The organism is Streptomyces sp. NPDC026206, assembly GCF_040638465.1.
In the GTDB taxonomy this organism is placed as follows: domain Bacteria; phylum Actinomycetota; class Actinomycetes; order Streptomycetales; family Streptomycetaceae; genus Streptomyces.
Genome location: NZ_JBEZYL010000029.1, coordinates 26,365 through 44,690 on the forward strand (window position 1 = coordinate 26,365; position 18,326 = coordinate 44,690).

At 73.1% G+C, this 18,326-nt stretch carries 15 protein-coding genes; 8 read left to right on the forward strand and 7 right to left on the reverse strand.

Features of this window, described 5'->3' with window-relative positions; translation table 11 throughout:
* Positions 1-57: 57 nt before the first annotated feature.
* The 4 genes from AB0F13_RS26770 to AB0F13_RS26785 all read right to left on the reverse strand — a co-directional run bounded on the left by AB0F13_RS26770 (position 58) and on the right by AB0F13_RS26785 (position 4,641).
* Entirely contained in the window at positions 58-1,032 is a 975-nt protein-coding gene (locus AB0F13_RS26770; protein ID WP_362087417.1) for a zinc-binding dehydrogenase, read from the reverse strand.
* Positions 1,033-1,167: 135 nt separating this feature from the next.
* On the reverse strand, positions 1,168-1,638 hold the full coding sequence (locus tag AB0F13_RS26775; protein ID WP_362087419.1) for a DinB family protein: 471 nt from the start codon (positions 1,636-1,638) through the stop codon (positions 1,168-1,170).
* Complete coding sequence (paaK, locus tag AB0F13_RS26780; protein ID WP_362087422.1) at positions 1,635-2,942, reverse strand: phenylacetate--CoA ligase PaaK; 1,308 nt, start codon at positions 2,940-2,942, stop codon at positions 1,635-1,637. Before paaK ends, AB0F13_RS26775 begins: the two co-directional genes overlap by 4 nt.
* Positions 2,943-3,018: 76 nt before the next feature.
* Entirely contained in the window at positions 3,019-4,641 is a 1,623-nt protein-coding gene (locus AB0F13_RS26785; protein WP_362087425.1) for an acyl-CoA synthetase, read from the reverse strand.
* A gap of 134 nt (positions 4,642-4,775) precedes the next feature.
* Here AB0F13_RS26785 and AB0F13_RS26790 point away from each other — a divergent pair, with 134 nt between their 5' ends.
* The 6 genes from AB0F13_RS26790 to AB0F13_RS26815 all read left to right on the forward strand — a co-directional run bounded on the left by AB0F13_RS26790 (position 4,776) and on the right by AB0F13_RS26815 (position 9,705).
* Positions 4,776-5,576, forward strand: coding sequence for a crotonase/enoyl-CoA hydratase family protein (locus AB0F13_RS26790; RefSeq protein ID WP_362087428.1), 801 nt, complete (start codon positions 4,776-4,778; stop codon positions 5,574-5,576).
* A 17-nt stretch (positions 5,577-5,593) separates the two neighbouring features.
* Positions 5,594-6,553 carry an OB-fold domain-containing protein gene (locus tag AB0F13_RS26795; RefSeq protein ID WP_362087431.1) on the forward strand — a complete coding sequence of 320 codons (960 nt, stop codon included), beginning with the start codon at positions 5,594-5,596 and terminating at the stop codon, positions 6,551-6,553.
* The gene (locus AB0F13_RS26800) at positions 6,550-7,596 is read left to right on the forward strand and encodes a lipid-transfer protein (RefSeq protein ID WP_362087434.1); all 1,047 of its coding nucleotides are present in this window, start codon (positions 6,550-6,552) and stop codon (positions 7,594-7,596) included. The genes AB0F13_RS26795 and AB0F13_RS26800 overlap by 4 nt, the downstream gene beginning before the upstream one ends.
* Complete coding sequence (locus AB0F13_RS26805; protein ID WP_362087437.1) at positions 7,593-8,768, forward strand: thiolase domain-containing protein; 1,176 nt, start codon at positions 7,593-7,595, stop codon at positions 8,766-8,768. Before AB0F13_RS26800 ends, AB0F13_RS26805 begins: the two co-directional genes overlap by 4 nt.
* A gap of 76 nt (positions 8,769-8,844) precedes the next feature.
* Positions 8,845-9,084, forward strand: a complete 240-nt coding sequence (locus AB0F13_RS26810) for a DUF397 domain-containing protein (protein WP_361888798.1) — start codon at positions 8,845-8,847, stop codon at positions 9,082-9,084.
* A gap of 120 nt (positions 9,085-9,204) precedes the next feature.
* A complete protein-coding gene (locus tag AB0F13_RS26815) occupies positions 9,205-9,705 on the forward strand; it encodes a hypothetical protein (protein ID WP_190109561.1) in 501 nt (166 codons plus the stop codon).
* 76 nt (positions 9,706-9,781) lie between these two features.
* Here AB0F13_RS26815 and AB0F13_RS26820 read toward each other — a convergent pair whose 3' ends face one another.
* Both AB0F13_RS26820 and AB0F13_RS26825 read right to left on the reverse strand, forming a co-directional pair.
* On the reverse strand, positions 9,782-11,662 hold the full coding sequence (locus AB0F13_RS26820) for a peptidoglycan recognition family protein (RefSeq protein ID WP_362087441.1): 1,881 nt from the start codon (positions 11,660-11,662) through the stop codon (positions 9,782-9,784).
* Positions 11,663-12,066: 404 nt separating this feature from the next.
* Positions 12,067-13,173, reverse strand: a complete 1,107-nt coding sequence (locus AB0F13_RS26825; protein ID WP_362087444.1) for an aminoglycoside phosphotransferase family protein — start codon at positions 13,171-13,173, stop codon at positions 12,067-12,069.
* A 235-nt stretch (positions 13,174-13,408) separates the two neighbouring features.
* On the opposite strand from AB0F13_RS26825, the gene AB0F13_RS26830 reads away from it, so the two are divergent.
* Positions 13,409-14,890, forward strand: coding sequence for a hypothetical protein (locus AB0F13_RS26830; protein WP_362087447.1), 1,482 nt, complete (start codon positions 13,409-13,411; stop codon positions 14,888-14,890).
* Between the two features lie 69 nt (positions 14,891-14,959).
* Here AB0F13_RS26830 and AB0F13_RS26835 read toward each other — a convergent pair whose 3' ends face one another.
* Complete coding sequence (locus AB0F13_RS26835; protein WP_362087450.1) at positions 14,960-16,435, reverse strand: SpoIIE family protein phosphatase; 1,476 nt, start codon at positions 16,433-16,435, stop codon at positions 14,960-14,962.
* 326 nt (positions 16,436-16,761) lie between these two features.
* Here AB0F13_RS26835 and AB0F13_RS26840 point away from each other — a divergent pair, with 326 nt between their 5' ends.
* A complete protein-coding gene (locus AB0F13_RS26840) occupies positions 16,762-18,189 on the forward strand; it encodes a HEAT repeat domain-containing protein (RefSeq protein ID WP_362087452.1) in 1,428 nt (475 codons plus the stop codon).
* Positions 18,190-18,326 lie beyond the last annotated feature (137 nt).

The window sequence follows — 18,326 nt, forward strand, 5'->3', positions numbered from 1 at the left end:
CGAGGGCGCACCGCGCGGCCGACGCGGTGCGCCCTCTCGCGAGCACGGGGACCCCGGCTACGGGGACGTCAACACCACTTTGCCCTCGGCCCGGCGGCCTTCCAGAGCGGCGTGCGCGTCCGCGGCCCGGGTGAGCGGGAACCGGGTGATCAACGGGACGAGCCGGCCCTCCGCCGCCTCGTTCAGCGACCGGGCCGCCAGCTCGCGCAAACCACCGGCGGGGATCATGTTCGGTCCGATCGCCCAGGTCGCGGTCAGCTGACGCTCGACGAGATCCCGGGTGCTGATCTCGGTCGGCTCCCCCGACGCCCAGCCGTGCAGCAGGAACCGCCCTCCGGGGCCGAGCAGTTCCAGCGCCCGGCGGCCCAAAGCGCCGCCGACACCGTCGAGAACCACACTCACCTCGCGCCCGTCCAGAGCCTCGCGAACCTGCGTGGGCCAGTCGTCGGCGCGATAGTCGACGGGGACGTCCGCACCGAGCGCACGGACCCGTTCCGTTTTCGCCGGGCCGCCGGCCACGCCCACGACGACGGCACCGGCGGCGTGTGCCGCCTGCACGAACAGGCTGCCCAGCCCGCCGGCCGCCGACATCACCAGCACGACGTCGTCAGCGGTCAGCCGGGCGACCGCGAGCACTCCCTGTGCGGTGGCCCCGGTCGTGATCATCGCCACGGCGGCATCGGCGTCCAGGTGATCGGGAATCAGATGAAGGGAGTCGACGGCCGCGACCGCCTGCTCGGCGTACCCGCCCGATGCCAGTTGAGCGACGACCCGGCGGCCCAGCCAGTGCGCGTCGACCCCCGGGCCGACCGCCCCGACGACACCGGCGACCTCCCCGCCGAGAACGGTCGGCAGCTTTGGCGGGAGGTGCGGGCCGATCCCGAGGCCGCGGCGAAGAGTGGTCTCGATCAGGTGGACCCCGCTCGCCTGGACATCGATCCGCACCTGCCCTTCGGCGGGGACCGGGTCCGGCACCGCTTCGTAGCTCAGGTTCTCGGCGGGACCGTAGGCGTGCAGCCGTATCGCGTGCATTTCGTGCTCTCCTGGTGGCGTTCGCCGGGCGTGGATCCCGCGGCGGTGGGTGGTGGCTTCAGCATCGGACATCAACCGCGCTTGAGGTCAACAGGCCGCCACCGGCAGTGCTGCCCGGAGGGCCGGCGTCGCCGGTCAGCGCTGCCGCGCCCGGTAGAGGTCGCGGAGCAGCGCGATCTCGGCTCCGTGGTGCAGCAGTTCCTGGTTGACCCACCACACGATGTCGATGAAGGGGTCCTCAGGGTCGCTGCCATGCGGATACGTGCTGTGCCCCACTGTGTCGAGCGCCGGGTCGTCGACGCCGAGGAGGGCCGTTCGCCATGCCGTGGCGGCTGCGTCGAAGGCCGCGATCGCCGTGGCGGCGTCCCCGGCGACGGCATAGTCGTCCCGGGGCAGGGAGTGGCTGCCGTCGGTGTGGTCGGCGCGCAGGGCCAGCAGCTCGCTGAGGTGGCTGAGGCGCCAGGTGCCGCTGTCCATCACCGGGCCCGCCAGCCGGTCGGTGAGGCGCTCGCGGGCGAAGCCGAACTGCTGCAACAAGGGCCCCCGGCGGGGGCGTGGCGCAACCGTCGTCCGTCTGTCCGGCCCGCGAGCGGGTATGCCGCTCATCGCCCGGGCCGCAGGTCCGCGACCCGCCGGAGCTTGCCCGCCGACCGCTCAAGGGTCTGCGGATCCACGATCTCGGCCGTCACCGAGACCCCGATGCCGTCCTTCACCCGGCGGACGATCTCCTCGGCGGCCGCGGCCCGTTGGCAGGGTGTCACCCCCTGGCGCGCCTCGGCCCGTACGGTGAGGTGGTCCATCCGTCCCTCGCGGGTCAGCCGCAGCTGGAAGTGGGGAGCGAGGCCCGGCGTGCACAGCACGATCTCCTCGATCTGCGACGGGTGGAGATTGACCCCCCGCAGGATGATCAGGTCGTCGGTGCGCCCGGTGACCCGTTCCATCCGGCGGAAGGGGCGGGCCGTGCCGGGCAGCAGCCGCGTCAGGTCGCGGGTGCGGTAGCGGATGACGGGCATGGCCTCCTTGGTGAGCGAGGTGAGGACCAGCTCGCCGGGCGAACCGTCGGGCAGGGCATCACCCGTGAGGGGGTCGACGACCTCCGGGTAGAAGTGGTCCTCCCAGATGTGCGGTCCGTCCTTGGTCTCCACGCACTCCTGTGCCACGCCGGGGCCGATCACCTCCGACAGGCCGTAGATGTCGACGGCGTCGATGGCGAAGCGCTCCTCGATCTCCCGGCGCATCTCCTCGGTCCACGGCTCGGCACCGAAGACACCCACCCGCAGTGACGTGGTGCGCGGGTCGATGCCCTGCCGCTCGAACTCGTCGAGCAGGGTGAGCATGTACGTGGGCGTGACCATGATGACCCGGGGGCGAAGGTCCTGGATGATCCGCACCTGACGGTCCGTCATCCCGCCGGAGGCGGGGATGACCGTGCAGCCCAGCCGCTCGGCGCCGTAATGGGCGCCCAGCCCGCCGGTGAACAGCCCGTATCCGTAGGCGATGTGCACCATGTCGCCGGGCCGGCAGCCCGCCGCCCGCAGGGAACGGGCCACCACACCGGCCCAGATATCCAGATCGCGCTCCGTGTAGCCGACGAGGGTCGGCGTGCCCGTCGTGCCGCTGGAGGCGTGGATGCGCCGCACCCGCGAGCGGTCCACGGCGAACATGCCGAAGGGGTAGTGCTCGCGCAGGTCCGCCTTCGTGGTGACGGGGAAACGGGCGAGGTCCGCGAGCGTACGGCAGTCCTCGGGGCGCAGGCCCGCGGCGTCGAACGACCGGCGGTGGAACGGGACGTTGTCGTAGGCGTTCCGCAGGGTGCGGCGCAGCCGGCTCAGTTGCAGCACGGTCAGCTCTTCGCGCGGCATGTGTTCCGCCGCGTCCCTGTCGCCCATGAGGTCGTGGGAGTCCGTCATGGTGGATCTTTCCCCGGCCCGCCCGTCCCGTAACCGGGGCCCGCCCCGGGCCCCGGCCCTCGCTCGCCGGGGGCGTTCACAGGGAGCCCTCGGCCACCCTCCGGGCCCAGCGGTAGTCCGCCTTGCCGCTGGGGGAGCGGTGGATGCGCCCGGTGAGGACCACGGTGCGCGGCACCTTGTACCCCGCGAGGCGGGCCCGGCAGTGCGCCTGGAGGACGTCCGGAGTGGGCGGGTCCGCGCCCTCGCGGGGCTGGACGACCGCCGCGACGCGCTGCCCCCAGCGGGCGTCGGGGATGCCTGCGACGAGCGCGTCGTAGACCGCCGGATGTGCCTTCAGTGCCTGCTCGACCTCCTCGGGGAACACCTTCTCGCCGCCGGTGTTGATGCACTGCGAGCCCCTGCCGAGGACGGTGATCACGCCGTCCGCGCCGGCCGTCGCCATGTCGCCGAGCAGCACCCAGCGCTCGCCCCCCGCCGTGAAGAAGGTCTCGGCGGTCTTGTGCGGATCGTTGTAGTAGCCGAGCGGCACGTGGCCGCGCTGGGCGATCCGCCCGGTCTCGCCGGGGGCGGCCGGCCGGTGCGTGGCCGGGTCGACGACGGCCGTGCGGTCGTTGACGCGCAGCCGGAAACCCCGCTCGGGTCCGGAGTCCTCGGTGGCGGTGCCGTTGAAGCCGGACTCGGAGGAGCCGAAGTTGTTCAGCAGCCGCACCCCCGGCAGCAGCGCGGCGAACTGCGCCCGCACGGTCTCCGAGAGGATCGCCCCCGAACTGCTGACGCTCAGCAGCGAGGAGCAGTCGGCGTCCCGCAGGGGCCCGGCCAGGGCGTCCAGCAGCGGGCGCAGCATCGCGTCCCCGACCAGCGAGAGGCTGCTGACCCGCTCCCGTGCGACGGTGCGCAGGGCCTCCTCGGGCGCGAACTTGCGGTGCAGGACGACCTTCTGCCCGAAGCCGAAGGCGATGAGAGCGGTCAGCGTGGACGTCCCGTGCATCAGCGGCGCGGTGGGGAAGAAGACCAGTCCCTCGCCGCCCGCCGCGACCCGCTCGGCCAGCTCCCCGGGCCGCTTCACCGGCTCACCCGTGGGCGCCCCGCCGCCGAGCCCGGAGAAGAAGAGGTCCTCCTGCCGCCACACCACGCCCTTGGGCATGCCGGTGGTGCCGCCCGTGTAGATCAGGAAGCGGTCGTCGCCGGAGCGCGGCGCGAAGCCGCGCGCGGCGGAGCCCGTGGCCTGGGCGTCCGCGAGGGCGACGGGGGCGATGCGCGGCTCCGGCGCGCCGGCGGGCGGGGAGCCCACCCTTACCAGGTGGCGCAACCGCCCCGCCCGGGGCAGGGCCGCCGCCACGGGTGCCGTGAAGGCGGCGTCGAAGACGAGTGCCACCAGGTCGGCGTCGCGGTAGAGGTAGGCGAGCTCGTCCTCGACGTACCGGTAGTTGACGTTGACCGGCACGGCCCGGATCTTCAGGCAGGCGAAGAGGGTCTGGAGGTAGGCGACGCCGTTGCAGAGGTGGAGCCCCACGTGCTCGCCCGGGCCGATGCCGCTGTCGAGGAGGTGGTGGGCGAGCCGGTTGGCGGCCGCGTCGAGCTCCGCGTACGTCATTCTGCGCTCGCTGCCGGTGCCCGGGTGGTCGAGGTGGACCAGGGCCTCCCGGCCGGGCACCGCGTCGGCCACCGACTCGAAGAGATCCGCGAGGTTGTAGTCCATGGCGGCCATTGGAGCGCCGCGGCGCGGAGGTGGGAAGAGCCGCACCCAAGGAATCTGACGGCTTGTCAGCAAACTATTGAACCCCACCACCGCCTCCTGCACGCTGGTGGGGGTCTCACGACGGGAGGACCGCCATGGGCGGCACCGAACACCTCACCGTGCGCCGCGTCGGCGCCACGCTCGTGCTCACCCTGAACCGGCCGGAGGCGAGGAACGCGCTCTCGCTCCCGATGCTGGCCGGACTCCACGACGGCTGGCTGCTCGCGGACACCGACGACACCATCCGCTCGGTCGTCCTCACCGGCGCGGGCGGCGCGTTCTGCTCCGGCATGGACCTCAAGGCGCTGGCCGCACGGGAGCCGGGCGACGACCCGGTCCGGGAGCGGTTCAAGGCCGACCCCGACCTGCACTGGAAGGCCATGCTCCGCCACTACCGGCCGCGCAAGCCCGTCATCGCCGCCGTCGAGGGCCCCTGCGTGGCCGGTGGCACCGAGATCCTCCAGGGCACCGACATCCGCATCGCCGCCCGCGGCGCCACCTTCGGCCTCTTCGAGGTGCGGCGCGGCCTCTTCCCCATCGGCGGCTCCACGGTCCGGCTGCCCCGGCAGATCCCCCGCACCCACGCCCTCGAAATGCTCCTGACCGGGCGCGCGTACACCGCCGCCGAAGCCGAGCGCATCGGTCTCGTCGGACACGTCGTCCCGGACGGCACCGCGCTGGAGCGGGCCCTGGAGACCGCCGAACTCGTCAACGCCAACGGCCCCCTCGCCGTCGAGGCCGTCAAGGCCAGCGTCCACGACACCGAGGGGATGGGAGAGACAGAGGCACTCGCGCTCGAACTCGAGCGCGGCCGGCCGGTCCTCGACACCGCCGACGCGAAGGAAGGCGCCCGCGCCTTCGCCGAGAAGCGGCCCCCCGTCTACCGGCGCAGCTGAGAGGCAGGACGCACCCCATGCCGGAGCACCTCACCGCACCCCTCGTCGTCTCCTTCCCCTTCACCCGCTCCCTCGGCCCCGTGCAGAGCGCCTTCCTCACCGGACTGCGCGAACGCACCGTGCTGGGCGTACGGACGCGGGACGGCCGGGTCCTCGTACCGCCCGTGGAGTACGACCCCACCACCGCCGAGGAGATCCGTGACCTCGTCGAGGTCGGTACCACCGGCACGGTCACCACCTGGGCCTGGAACCCCGCACCGCGCCGTGAACAGCCACTGCGGCACCCCTTCGCCTGGGTGCTGGTACGGCTCGACGGCGCCGACACCGCACTGCTGCACGCCCTCGACGCGGACGGGCCCGACGCCGTGCGCACCGGCATGCGCGTCCGCGTCCGCTGGGCCGCCCGGCGCGAAGGCGCCGTCACCGACATCGCCTGCTTCGAACCGTACGACGGCACCGGCACCGCCCACGCCGCCCCGCACCACGGCGCGTTCACCGACCCCGTCACCGGCATCACGGCCCCCGCCCGCCTGGACTACACCTACACGCCCGGCCGCGCCCAGACCCGCTACCTCGACGCCCTGGCCGCACGCAGGATCCTCGGCGAGCGCTGCCCGTCCTGCCGCAAGGTCTGCGTATCACCGCGCGGCGCCTGCCCCACCTGCGGCATCGCCACCACGGAACAGGTCGAGGTGGGACCGCACGGCACCGTCACCACGTTCTGCGTCGTCAACATCAAGGCCAAAGGCCTGGACATCGAAGTCCCCTACGTCTACGCCCACATCGCCCTCGACGGCGCCGACCTCGCCCTGCACGGCCGCATCGACGGCATCCCCTGCGACCAGGTGCGCATGGGGCTGCGCGTGACGCCCGTATGGACGGAAGGAGCCGGCGGCGGGCCCGGCCGCCACCCCGCCCACTACCGGCCCACCGGCGAGCCCGACGCCGACTACGACACCTACAAGGGGCTGCTGTGAGCGATCACCCCAGGGACGTCGCGATCGTCGCCTTCGCCCAGAGCGGCCACCGGTACCCCACGGACGGGTTGTCGGAGGCCGAGATGCTGCTGCCCGTCGTGAGCGAGGCGCTCGGCCGGGCCGGACTCGCCCCGGGCGAGGCGGACTTCACCTGCTCCGGGTCGAGCGACTACCTCGCCGGCCGCCCCTTCTCCTTCACCCTGGCCCTCGACGGCGTCGGCGCCTGGCCACCCGTCGCCGAGTCCCACGTCGAGATGGACGGGGCCTGGGCGCTCTACGAGGCCTGGGTGAAAATCCTGACCGGCCAGGCCGAGACCGCCCTCGTCTACGCTCACGGCAAACCCTGCTCCGGCACTCTGCGCGACGTCCTCACCCGCCAGCTCGACCCCTACTACCTCGCACCGCTGTGGCCCGACTCCGTCGCTCTGGCCGCCCTCCAGGCGCAGGCCCTCATCGACGCCGGCCGCACCGACGAGGCCGCGCTCGCCGCCATCGCCGTCCGCAACCGCACCGCCGCCGGCAGCGGACCGCACGACCCGGCACCGGCCGGCGAATACGTCGTACGGCCACTGCGCACCGGCGACTGCCCCACCGTCACCGACGGCGCCGCCGCCGTCGTCCTCGCCGCCGGGGACACCGCGCGCCGCATGTGCGCCCGGCCCGCCTGGATCCGCGGCATCGACCACCGCATCGAGGCACACGCCCTCGGCCTGCGCGACCTCACCGACTCCCCCTCCACGTGCCTGGCCGCCGAACACGCCGGAGCCTTCGACGCCCCCGTCGACACCGCCGAACTCCACGCCCCCTTCACCGCCCAGGAAGTCGTCCTGCGCACCGCGCTCCGCCTCGACGACACCGTCACCGTCAACCCCTCCGGTGGCGCCCTCGCCGCCGACCCCGTCATGGCCACCGGCCTCATCCGCCTCGGCGAGGCGGCCGCCCGCATCCACCGTGGTGCGTCCGACCGGGCGCTGGCCCACGCAACCTCCGGGCCCTGCCTGCAGCACAACCTCGTCGCCGTACTCGAAGGGGAGGGCGCATGAGCACCGCGCACCGGGAACCCGTCGCCGTCGTCGGCATCGGTCAGACCGAGCACGCCGCCGCACGGCGGGACGTGTCCATCGCCGGCCTCGTCCGCGAAGCGGCCCTGCGCGCCCTCGCCGACGCCCACCTGACCTGGTCCGACATCGAAGCCGTCGTCATCGGCAAGGCCCCCGACTTCTTCGAGGGCGTCATGATGCCCGAGCTCTACCTCGCCGACGCGCTCGGCGCCGTCGGCAAGCCCGTGCTGCGCGTGCACACCGCCGGTTCCGTCGGCGGCTCCACCGCCCTCGTCGCCGCGAACCTCGTCGCGGCCCGCGTCCACCGCACCGTGCTGACCCTGGCCTTCGAGAAACAGTCCGAGTCCAACGCCATGTGGGGCCTGTCCCTGCCCGTCCCCTTCCAGCAGCCCCTCCTCGCCGGCGCCGGCGGCTTCTTCGCCCCGCACGTACGCGCCTACATCCGCCGCAGCGGCGCACCGGGGACGACCGGCACCCTCGTCGCACACAAGGACCGCCGCAACGCCCTGAAGAACCCCTTCGCCCACCTCCACGAACACGGCCTCACCCTGGAGAAGGTGCGCTCCTCACCCATGCTGTGGGACCCGATCCGCTACTCCGAGACCTGCCCGTCCTCCGACGGCGCCTGCGCCATGGTCCTCAGCGACCGCGCAGGCGCCGCCCGCTCCCCGCACCCGCCGGCCTGGCTGCACGGCGGCGCCATGCGCAGCGAGCCCACGCTCTTCCCCGGCAAGGACTTCGTCTCGCCCCGCGCCGGCCGTGACTGCGCCGCCGACGTCTACCGGCAGGCCGGCATCAGCGACCCGCGCCGCGAGATTGACGTCGTCGAGATGTACGTGCCCTTCAGCTGGTACGAGCCGATGTGGCTGGAGAACCTCGGCTTCGCCGCCGAGGGCGAGGGATGGAAGCTCACCGAGTCCGGAGCTACCGGGCTCGACGGCGACCTGCCCGTCAACCCCTCCGGCGGGGTGCTGTCCACCAACCCCATCGGCGCCTCCGGCATGCTCCGCTTCGCCGAGGCCGCCCTGCAGGTCCGCGGCCGGGCCGGGGAGCACCAAGTGCCGGGCGCACGCCGGGCGCTGGGCCACGCCTACGGGGGCGGCGCGCAGTTCTTCTCCATGTGGCTCGTCGGCGACGCCCCGCCCACCACCTGAGGCCCCGCGCGGCCTGTGCGGCACGGGCGTCGCTCGCTAGTGTGGGCGGCGACGACGAGCCGGGAGGAGTGCGGACGTGGCGGACAGCACGACTGAACAACTGGCGGGCGACGTGAAGCCGGAGCTCGATCTCGCCACCGCCAGGTGGCAGGCGAGCAGCCGGGGCAGGCGGGGCAACGTCCAGATCGCTTTCGTCGAGGGCTACATCGCCATGCGGGACAGGCGTGACCCGGACGTCCCGGCCGTGATCTTCTCCCCGGGGGAGTGGCGGGCCTTCGTGCTGAGCGCACGGGACGGCGAATTCGATCTCACGTAGGCGCCGCGCCGATCTCACGCAGGCGCCGGCCGCGGAGGCATGATCCGCTGTCGCGGGCACGCACCGCCCACACGGGTTCCCCGCGGGCACGGCACGGGGGCGGGCACGTACGATGTGGGCATGTCGTTCCTCCGCCGCCGCAGCGCCGCCACCCCCACCGGGCCGGACTTCGACGTCCTCGCCATGGACCCCGGGGACTGGCCGGGTGACCTCGGGGCCGGGCTGCTGCCCGCGCCCGACGGAAGCTGCCAGGGGGTCTTCCTCCGCTACGACCTGTTCGGCGGACGCGGCCCCGCGATGATCATCGGCAACCTGCCCGAGGGCTCCCCGGCACGGGACCTCGGCGAGGGACAGCCGCCCTTCGAGGTGGCGCAGCTGCTGGCGGCGCTCGGCAACGACGAGCCGGTCGAGGTGGTGGAGACCGAGGACGTGCCGGTCATGCACGAGGACAATCTGCTCATCGTGCGGCGGCTGAAGTGCTCCGAGAGCCGGATCTCCTGCACGCAGTTCGACCGCAGCGACGGCGTCCTCGTCACGATCGCCAGCTGGGACCGGCCGATCACCGATGACCTCTACCAGCTGCTCAAGCCGCTGCCCGCGGAGATGTTCCAGGCCGGCTAGGCCGGGACACCACAGGCACCGCAGCACCGGAGCCCGGCACGCCCTCGGCGCGCCGGGCTCCGGCCGTGCGGTGCCACTACCGGTTCGAGGGGCGGACCGTCACGTCCGAGGCCTTCACAAAGGCCACCCGGTGCCCGAACTGGATCTCGTAGTAGACGTCCTCGCCCCGGATCACCTTGTGGCCCGCCGGTTCGAACGTGGTCGCCCACAGGTACTCGCCCGGGGACGTCGCGCCCATGACGTACGCCTGCCCCGCGGGCAGCCTGTACGGCAGCGGCGTCACCCCCTGCACCGGCACGCCCTCCGGGTAGGCCTCCTTCTCCGGGTACGCGCGCCCGTAGACGGGGATCTCGCTCAGGCCCTCCTTCGGTGTGATCATCTGCCCGCGCGCGCCGATGGCAGCCGGGTCCCACCACGGGTTGCGGAACCAGGCCATCTGCCCCAGGTACCAGATCGCGGTCCAGCCGCCCTCCCGGTCGGCGACGGCGAACTGCTGTCCGGTGGAGGCGCGGGCGCCCGTGTCGTTGACATCGGTCGTCGAGGGGCTCCCGTCCGGTCGCAGGCCGATGTCCTTGACCAGCGGGGCGTCGTCGCGGGGCGCGGTGCGCAGCCGGACCGCGCCCGAGCCGTGCGGAGCACACGTCTCGCCCGCCTTGACGCAGCCCGTGTAGACCGGCTCGTTCTCGTCGTAGTCGGGCGCGATGGTGACCATCCCGCTGAAGGGGCTCGCCGTGGCGTGGAAGGGCCGGCCCATCAGTTCGAAGTAGTGCGCCCAGTCCCAGAACGGGCCCGGGTCGGTGTGCATGCCGCGGATCGTCGACGGGATCGTCCCCGGGACGTTGTCGTGGCCCAGGATGTGCTGCCGGTCCAGCGGAATATTCAGTTTCTGCGCCAGGTGCCGCACCAGCCGCGCGGACGTGCGGTACATCTCCTCCGTGTACCAGGCGTCGGGCTGGGCCAGGAAGCCCTCGTGCTCGATGCCGACGGACTTCGCGTTCATGTACCAGTTGCCTGCGTGCCAGGCGACGTCCTTGGTCGGCACGTGCTGGGCGATGTGCCCGTCCCCGGAACGGATGGTGTAGTTCCATGAGACGTACGCCGGGTCCTTGATGAGCCTGATCGTCGTCTCCCAAGACCCCTCGGTGTCATGGATGACGATGTAGTCGACCTTCTGCGACGCCGGGCGGTCGGCGATGTCGTGGTTGCCGTAGTCCTTGCCCTCCAGCGGCTGGTACGGAGCCGGGATCGACTCGCAGGCCACCGTCGCCGGGCACTCGACGCCGTCGGCCCCGACCCGGGAGAGCCCCAGCCGCCGCACCTGCCCGGTGCGCGGCGCCAGGCCCGGGCTGCCGGGCAGGGCGACCTGCTGGCCGCTGTCGGTGGTGCGCCGCAGGCCGGTACGGAGCACGTCGTAGACGTCGTTCGCGAAGGTGGCCGCCGTCGCGGTGTCGGACGCGCCGGCGTAGCCGGCCACCGCGCCGTACCAGTCGGCGGCGTCCTCGCTCAGCGGCAGGCCGAGCCGCTTCTGCTCGGCCGCGAGCAGGGCGGCACCGCCCTGGACATTGGCGGCGGCGCTCTCCCGCAGCTCCTTGGGGGAGTGCCCGGTCAGCTCGGCGGCGCGCGGAAGGGTACGCAGCCGGGCGGGAAGCGTCGCGGGTGCGGGGACGGCCGCCCGGGTGGAGCCGCGCGGCCGGGCGATGTCACCCCGGGCGTCCTCACCGGGCTCGCTGTGGTGCGGGGCGGCGGCCAGGGCCGTGGCCGCGTCGGTGAGGTGCATGGGGCCGTAGCCGCCGGTCACGCTGGGTGCCCCGCCATGGGTGTCCCAGCGCGACTGCAGGTAGGAGAGGGCGAGCAGCACGTTGCCCGGCACGTGGTACTTCGCCGCCGCGGCGGCGAATTCCTGCTGCAGTGCGGCGGAGCCCGGCCGCTCCGCGGTGGTGGCGGGACCGGCCGCCACCAGCGGCAGCAGCAGGGCGGCCGACGCGAGAGCACCGGCCGTCCGCGCACGGCGGCTTCTTCGCCTGCCGGCCGGGGGTGCGTTCCGTGATGCTGACTCCGGTGCGGATCCTCGCAATGCGGCCTCCTCAGGACGGGCCGTGCCGAGCGCTTGCAGTGAAGGGGTACGCGATCAAGCCTGCGGATCGAAACCTACCAAGAGCCCCGGGCTCATCCGACGATCCGTCAATAACACGGACGAGTGGCGCTCATTAGACTGAGGTGACGGCGTGACACACGTCAACGCCCGCGTCGGGGAGTTTCCCGACGCGGGCGTCGACGAGCGCACCGGAGCAGTGCTCGCCCGTACGGGTGAGCATCGACACGCCGTAAGTCGGCGGAACGACGTATCGACCGGGCTCCGGCTCAGCGCGTACCGACGGCGGCTCGCACGGCCCGGCGGGCCATGGCGCAGTCGTCGTGCAACCGGCGCAGCAGCAGCCGCTGCTCCTCCCCGGACTCGGGGGTCGTGCCGGGTGGTACCGGATCCTGCATGGCGCGCTGCACAGCCGTCTCGTAGGTCCTGATCTCCCGGGTGAGCACCAGCATCAGGTTGACCAGGAAGGCGTCCCGGGACGTGGCCCCCGCGGCCTGGGCGAGCTGGCTGATCTGACGGCGGGCCACCGGGGCGTCGCCGAGGACGGTCCACAGCGTCGCCAGGTCGTACCCCGGGAGGTACCAGCCGGCGTTGTCCCAGTCGACCAGCACCGGTCCGGCGGGCGAGAGCAGGACGTTCGACAGCAGTGCGTCGCCATGGCAGAACTGGCCCTGCACATGCGCCAGGCCGTGCAGCAGCTTCTGCAGGTCACCCATGTCACGGTCGGTGAGCAGGCCGAGCTCGTGATAGCGGGCGATCCGCTTGCCGTAGTCCAGCGGCATGTCGAACATCCCTGCCGGCGGCCGCCAGAGATTGACCCGGCAGATCGCCCCGAGCGCCGCCCGGACATCCGCGCGGGGCAGGGTGTCCACCGGGTGCCGCTGGACGGCGGCAGGGCGCCCGGGCATCCGCTCGATGACGAGCGTGCAGTTGTCGGGATCGGCGGCGATGAGCCGTGGCACCCGGACCGGGGGGCGATGCCGGACAAACGCCCGATATGTGGCTATTTCGTGCCGGAACCGCTCGGCCCAGGCGGGTGAATTGTCCAGTAAACACTTCGCCACAACCGTGCTGCGCCCGGTCGTGCCGACCAGGAGGACCGAGCGCCCGCCGCGCCGGAGAACCTGGACGGGGTTGAACTCGGGACAGATGCGGTGCACCGACGAGATCACCGTGCGCAGCTGCGCGCCCTGGGGGCCGGACAAGTCGATTCTCCCGCTGAGCGGTTGGGCGCCGAGCCCCGGGGCCCTCCGCGCCCGTCCGCTCCCGAACGCGGCCCCCACGGCGTGGGAGGGGTCGAGGTACGGTCCGCTGCCGCTCTGCTGGGGGCGGAGCGGCCGGGGCGGAGCGGACACGGAGGTCGATGCTGCATACATGGGCGGAACAGATCCCTTCGTGTCGGCGAATTGCCGCGCTTCCCGGTCCCCGGGCCGTCACGCACCCTGGGGAATGCGGTCGGGCTGCCGGGTGGCCGGGGTTGCGCGTTCCTACATCACACCCGGGCGCGGGTGGCACACCATCTGGCGCACCCTGGCGAACCCTGGCGAATACTCGCTTGGCCCATGACGGCCCGAGTACCTTCAAGTCAGCCGAGGAACCTGGGGGCTTGACGTGACGAGGGAACCCAACGCCCGCCTCGCGGACCTGTTCGGCCTGGCCGGCTGGTCCAAGGGCGAGCTCGCGAGACTTGTGAACCGGCAGGCGGCGGTCATGGGCCATCCGCAGCTGGCGACCGACACCTCGCGTGTGCGGCGGTGGATCGACATGGGGGAGTCCCCCCGAGATCCCGTGCCCAAGGTGCTGGCCGCCCTCTTCACCGAGCGACTCGGCCGTGTCGTGACCATTGAGGACCTCGGGTTCGGCCGGCGAAGGCGGGCCGGCAAGGGGCAGTCCCAGGACGGGCTGCCGTGGCCACCCGAGCGGACCGCCGCGGTCCTCACCGAATTCACGGGAATGGACCTCATGCTCAACCGACGCGGCTTGGTGGGCGCGGGCGCCGCGCTCGCCGCAGGATCAGCAATCACCGGCGCGATGCACGACTGGCTGCACTCCGACCCTGTCCTCTCCTCCGACGCCCCCCGCTTCGACGACCCCCTGGGCACCGCCCACGCCGATCCGGCCGGGTACGACCGCTATGAGGCGGCCCCCGTGGGATCGCTCGAGATCGACGCGCTGGAGCGCTCGGTCGAGGTCTTCCGCCTCTGGGACGCCTCCCGCGGTGGCGGACTGCAGCGCAAGGCCGTGGTCGGCCAGCTCAACGAGGTGGGCGGCATGCTCTCCTACCACCACCCCGAGCACCTGCAGCGCAGGCTGTGGGGGGTCGCGGCCAACCTCGCCGTGCTCGCGGGGTGGATGTCCCACGACGTGGGTCTGGAGCCGACCGCCCAGAAGTACTTCCTCATCGCCGCGCACGCGGCCCGTGAGGGCGGCGACCGGCCCCGGGCGGGGGAGGCCCTCTCGCGGGCGGCCCGCCAGATGGTCCACCTGGGCCGTCCCGGCGAGGCGCTGGATCTGATGCAGCTCGCCAAGTCCGGCTCCGGCGAGCAGGCCCTGCCGCGTACCCGGGCCATGCTGTACACCATCGAGGCCTGGGCGCAGGCGTCGATGGGGCGTGGCCAGGCCATGCGGCGGACCCTGGGCGAGGCCGAGGAGCTGTTCGTGTCGGACAAGGGCGATGTGCCGCCGCCCAGCTGGATGCAGATGTTCGACGAGGCGGATCTCCACGGCATGCAGGCGCTGGCCTACCGCACGCTGGCGGAGCACGACCCCGCGGCCGCCGTCATCGCACAGCGGCACGCCAAGCGGGCGATGCAGCTGCGGGGGGACCAGCGCCAGCGGTCGATGATCCTCGACTACATCTCCATGGCATCCGCCTGTTTCCTCGGCAACGACCCGGAGCAGGCGGACACCTTCGCCCGGATGGCGCTCAACACCATCGGCGAGACCTCATCGCACCGCACATGGGACCGGCTGCGCGAGATGTACCGGCTGACCGGGAAATACGCGGGCTATCCCAAGATCGAGCATCTGCGGGAGGACATCCAGCGGGCGCTGCCGAAGGGGCCGGGCAAGGGCAGGACCGCCCCCGTGTGACCGGCCGCCGACGCCACAGCGGGGCCGGCCGCCGGAAGCCGGAGGGCGTCCGGGGCCACGAGCGGGGCCCTAGGCGCCGATGCGGGCGACCAGCACGCACGCGTCGTCCTCGCGCTCCTTGTCGCCGAACTCCTCCAGGACCACCCGCAGGCACTCCTGCGCGCTGCCTGCCGCCGCGAAGCGCTGCGCGAGCTCCGGCAGTCCGGCGAGGGCCGGCCGGGGAGCCAGTCCCTCGGTGTGGAGGACGAGCACGTCGCCGGGGAGCAGCCGCTCCTCGGCCTGTGCGTAGGCGGCGTCGGAGACCGCCCCCAGCAGTACGCCCTCCGGAGGCGGGAGCGCGACCTCCGCTCCGCCGCGGAAGAGCAGCGGGGCCGGGTGGCCGGCCCGGGACCACAGGAGCGTGCCGGACGCGGGGTCGTAACGGCAGCAGACGGCGCTGCCCAGGGCGGGCTGCGCGGAGGCGTCGAGGAGGTGGTTGAGCCAGCCCATCAGCGGGCCCGGCTCGGCACCGGAGACCGCCATGCCGCGCACCGCCCCGAGCAGCATCGCCATGGTGGAGGTGGCGGTCACCCCGTGTCCGGTGAGCCCGCCGACGGTCAGCAGCGTCCGGCCGCCGGGCAGCTCCATGGCGTCGAACCAGTCGCCGCCCACGAGGCTGCTCGTCGAGGAGGGGAGATAGTGCCCGGCCAGATCGAGGGCGCCGCCGAATGCGGGGGTGTGCGCTCCGGCCGGCCCGGCAGGCGGGAACCGCAGGGAGCCGCGCCACGGTGGCAGCACGGCTTCCTGCAGCTCGACCGCGAGCCGGTGTTCCGTCTGCGCGAGCTGCCGCCGATGGTGCGCCGAGTCACGGGTCTCGTGCACCTCCTGCCGGCATTGCCGCAGTGCGCTGACATCCCGCAGCACCGCCCACATGGAGGCCGTGCAGCCGTCGGCGTCGAGCACCGGCTCGCCCATCATGTGCACCGTGCACACCGCGCCGTCGTCGCCGCGCACGATACGGAACTCACCGTCGATGGGCCTACCGTCCACCAGGCAGTCGGTGACCATCGCGGTCAGTCCGTCCCGGTCCTCCTCCAGGAGCCAGGAGGGGAGTTCGTCGAGCGTCAGCGCACCGTCCCCGGGCGGGCGCCCGAAGAGCCGGAAGAGTTCGTCGGACCAGGTGACCTCGTCGGTCAGGAGGTTCCACTCGGCGCTGCCCACCCGGCCGGGCGGGGCGTCCGGCCCGCTCTGCTCCGGCCCCGCCGGCACCGTCCCGGAGGCCAGGGTGGCAGTCGCGGCGGAGGGCTGCGGGCACTGCCCGTCCAGTCCTTCGCGCAGCTGCCCCAGGTGCTCGCCGAGGTGGTCCACCTGGTGGGCGGCGAGCTCGCACAGGGCGCGCTGCCAGCGCAGCCGGGGGTCGTCCGACCGCTCGGCGTCCGCCGCCGTTTCGCGGCGCACGGCGTCGATGCCGCCTCTGAGCCGCTGGGCCTGCGAGATGAGCGCGTCGACCGGGTCGCCCTCGGGCGGCGGTGCGGCGGAACGGTCCGCGGACAGTGGGGACGGCATCACGTTCTCCGATAGAGGCGGGGCGCGGCCGGATCCGGGGTCCGCTGGAACGGCCGGTCTGCTGTAACGACTGTTGCACAGCGAGCGAGGGCCCGTAAGGGATTTTGCAATACCCGATACGGTGGTGCTCGCGGCATATGCCTCCGGCGTGAGTGGGACATATCTGACACCGCTCGGCGGAATGCTCTGCTCCGGGTAGGCTGCGGGCGCTCAGGAGAACCCGAGTTTCCACAGTTCACCAGGCATAGCACTGGTGGACACCGGCAAGAATGCCGGACGACGGAAATCCCGTTGCCAGCCGACTCCCCGCACCGGATGCTGACCCCATGTTCGATCCAGACATAGCGCCCAGCGGCACCCTGCTCGGCCTCCTTCAGCGAGGCCGCGGCGACGGGACCCTGCATGCCCTCGCGGCGCCGCGCGCCGAGGCGCTCACGGCACTGAACCACTGTGTGCTGCACGACCCCCGGCGCGACTGGCAGCTCGAGAACCGCTCCCTCTACTACGCGCGCCTCTACCTGGACCTCGACGGCGGGCTCGGCGAGATCGAACAGCACCTCTTCCACCCGGACGACCTGCTCGACACCGCTGAGGAGCGCACCGGCCTGGCCCTCGCCGTCCTCGGCCACCTCGCCTCCTACGGGCGCGACGACGCCCTCCTGCTGCTGCGCCGCTACGCCGCCACCGGCGGCAACTGGGCCTGGGCCCTCGACGAGCTGGCCCTGCGCGACGACGACGCCGGCCTCGCGGCCCTCGGCGCCGCGGTCCTGGCCCGGTTCCCGCACACTCCTGAGGGTGAATCCGCGCTCGCCGCCGCCGTGCGCGACGCCTTCGAGCCCCGGCCGTGGCGGCTGTGGGCGGAGGACCGGCACGCCCCCGCGCTCGCCGCCAGGGTGCGCGCCGCACAGGAACAGGGCTCCTTCGACCGCTGGCAGCGCCAGCTGCGGCCCTCCGGTCCCCGGCCGGGCTGGAGCGTGCGCGAGGTCCTGGACTGGGCCCAGGAGGGGCTCGCCCAGTACCCCACCCAGCTGCGGCACGTCCCCGCCACCCGGTGCCTCACCGCGGTCGCGGGCCCCGAGGACCGCGTGGAGATCATCGCGGCGGCCGCCTCCGGCCCGGAGGCCGCACGCGCCACCGCCCTGCGCTACCTCGCCGAGCACCACGACCCCCAGGCCCTCGACCTCATCGAGGCCGCCGCCGAGGACACCGTCGAACTGGTCGCGGACGCCGCCGTGACCGCTTTCGAGCGGATGCGCAGCACGGCCGCCCTGGAACGCGCCCGCAGCTGGGTCCATCGCACCGGTGCCCTGGGCGCCGCCGCGGCCGGGATGCTCGCCTGCCGTGGTGCCCAGTACGACTCCGCGCTCGTCCTGGGTGCCCTGCGCCGCACGGTGCGGACGGAGGGCTGTGACGCGCCCGTCCTGTGGGACCTCGTGGACGGCGCCGGACGTCTGACGATCGGCTGCGCCGCCCCCGTCCTGCGCCACGTCTACCGCGAGACGTCCTCCTCCCATCTGCGCGGCCGTGCCGGGCGCGCCCTCGCCGCGACGGACCCCTCGTTCGCCACCGGGTTCGCCGTCGAGTGCCTGTGGGACTGCGAGGAGAGCACCCGCGAGCTCGCCGCCCACCACGCGACCACCGCCGACGCCCGCGTCGTCGAGCAGCTGCGCCGGCTGGCGGCCGATCCTGCCGAGGAGGCCGAGGTGCAGACCGCGGTGCGCAGCCGTTTCGAACCGGACGCCCCGGCAGTATGACCGGAGCTCCGCTCCGGACCCCGGTCCTCAAGCGCCGGACGGGCTGGGGGGGAGATCGCCGCGGGGGGGGGGCAGGCCGCCATCCGCCCCGTGGCGGCCCAGATCGTTACATTGCGGCTGCTAACCCCTCTCCCGAA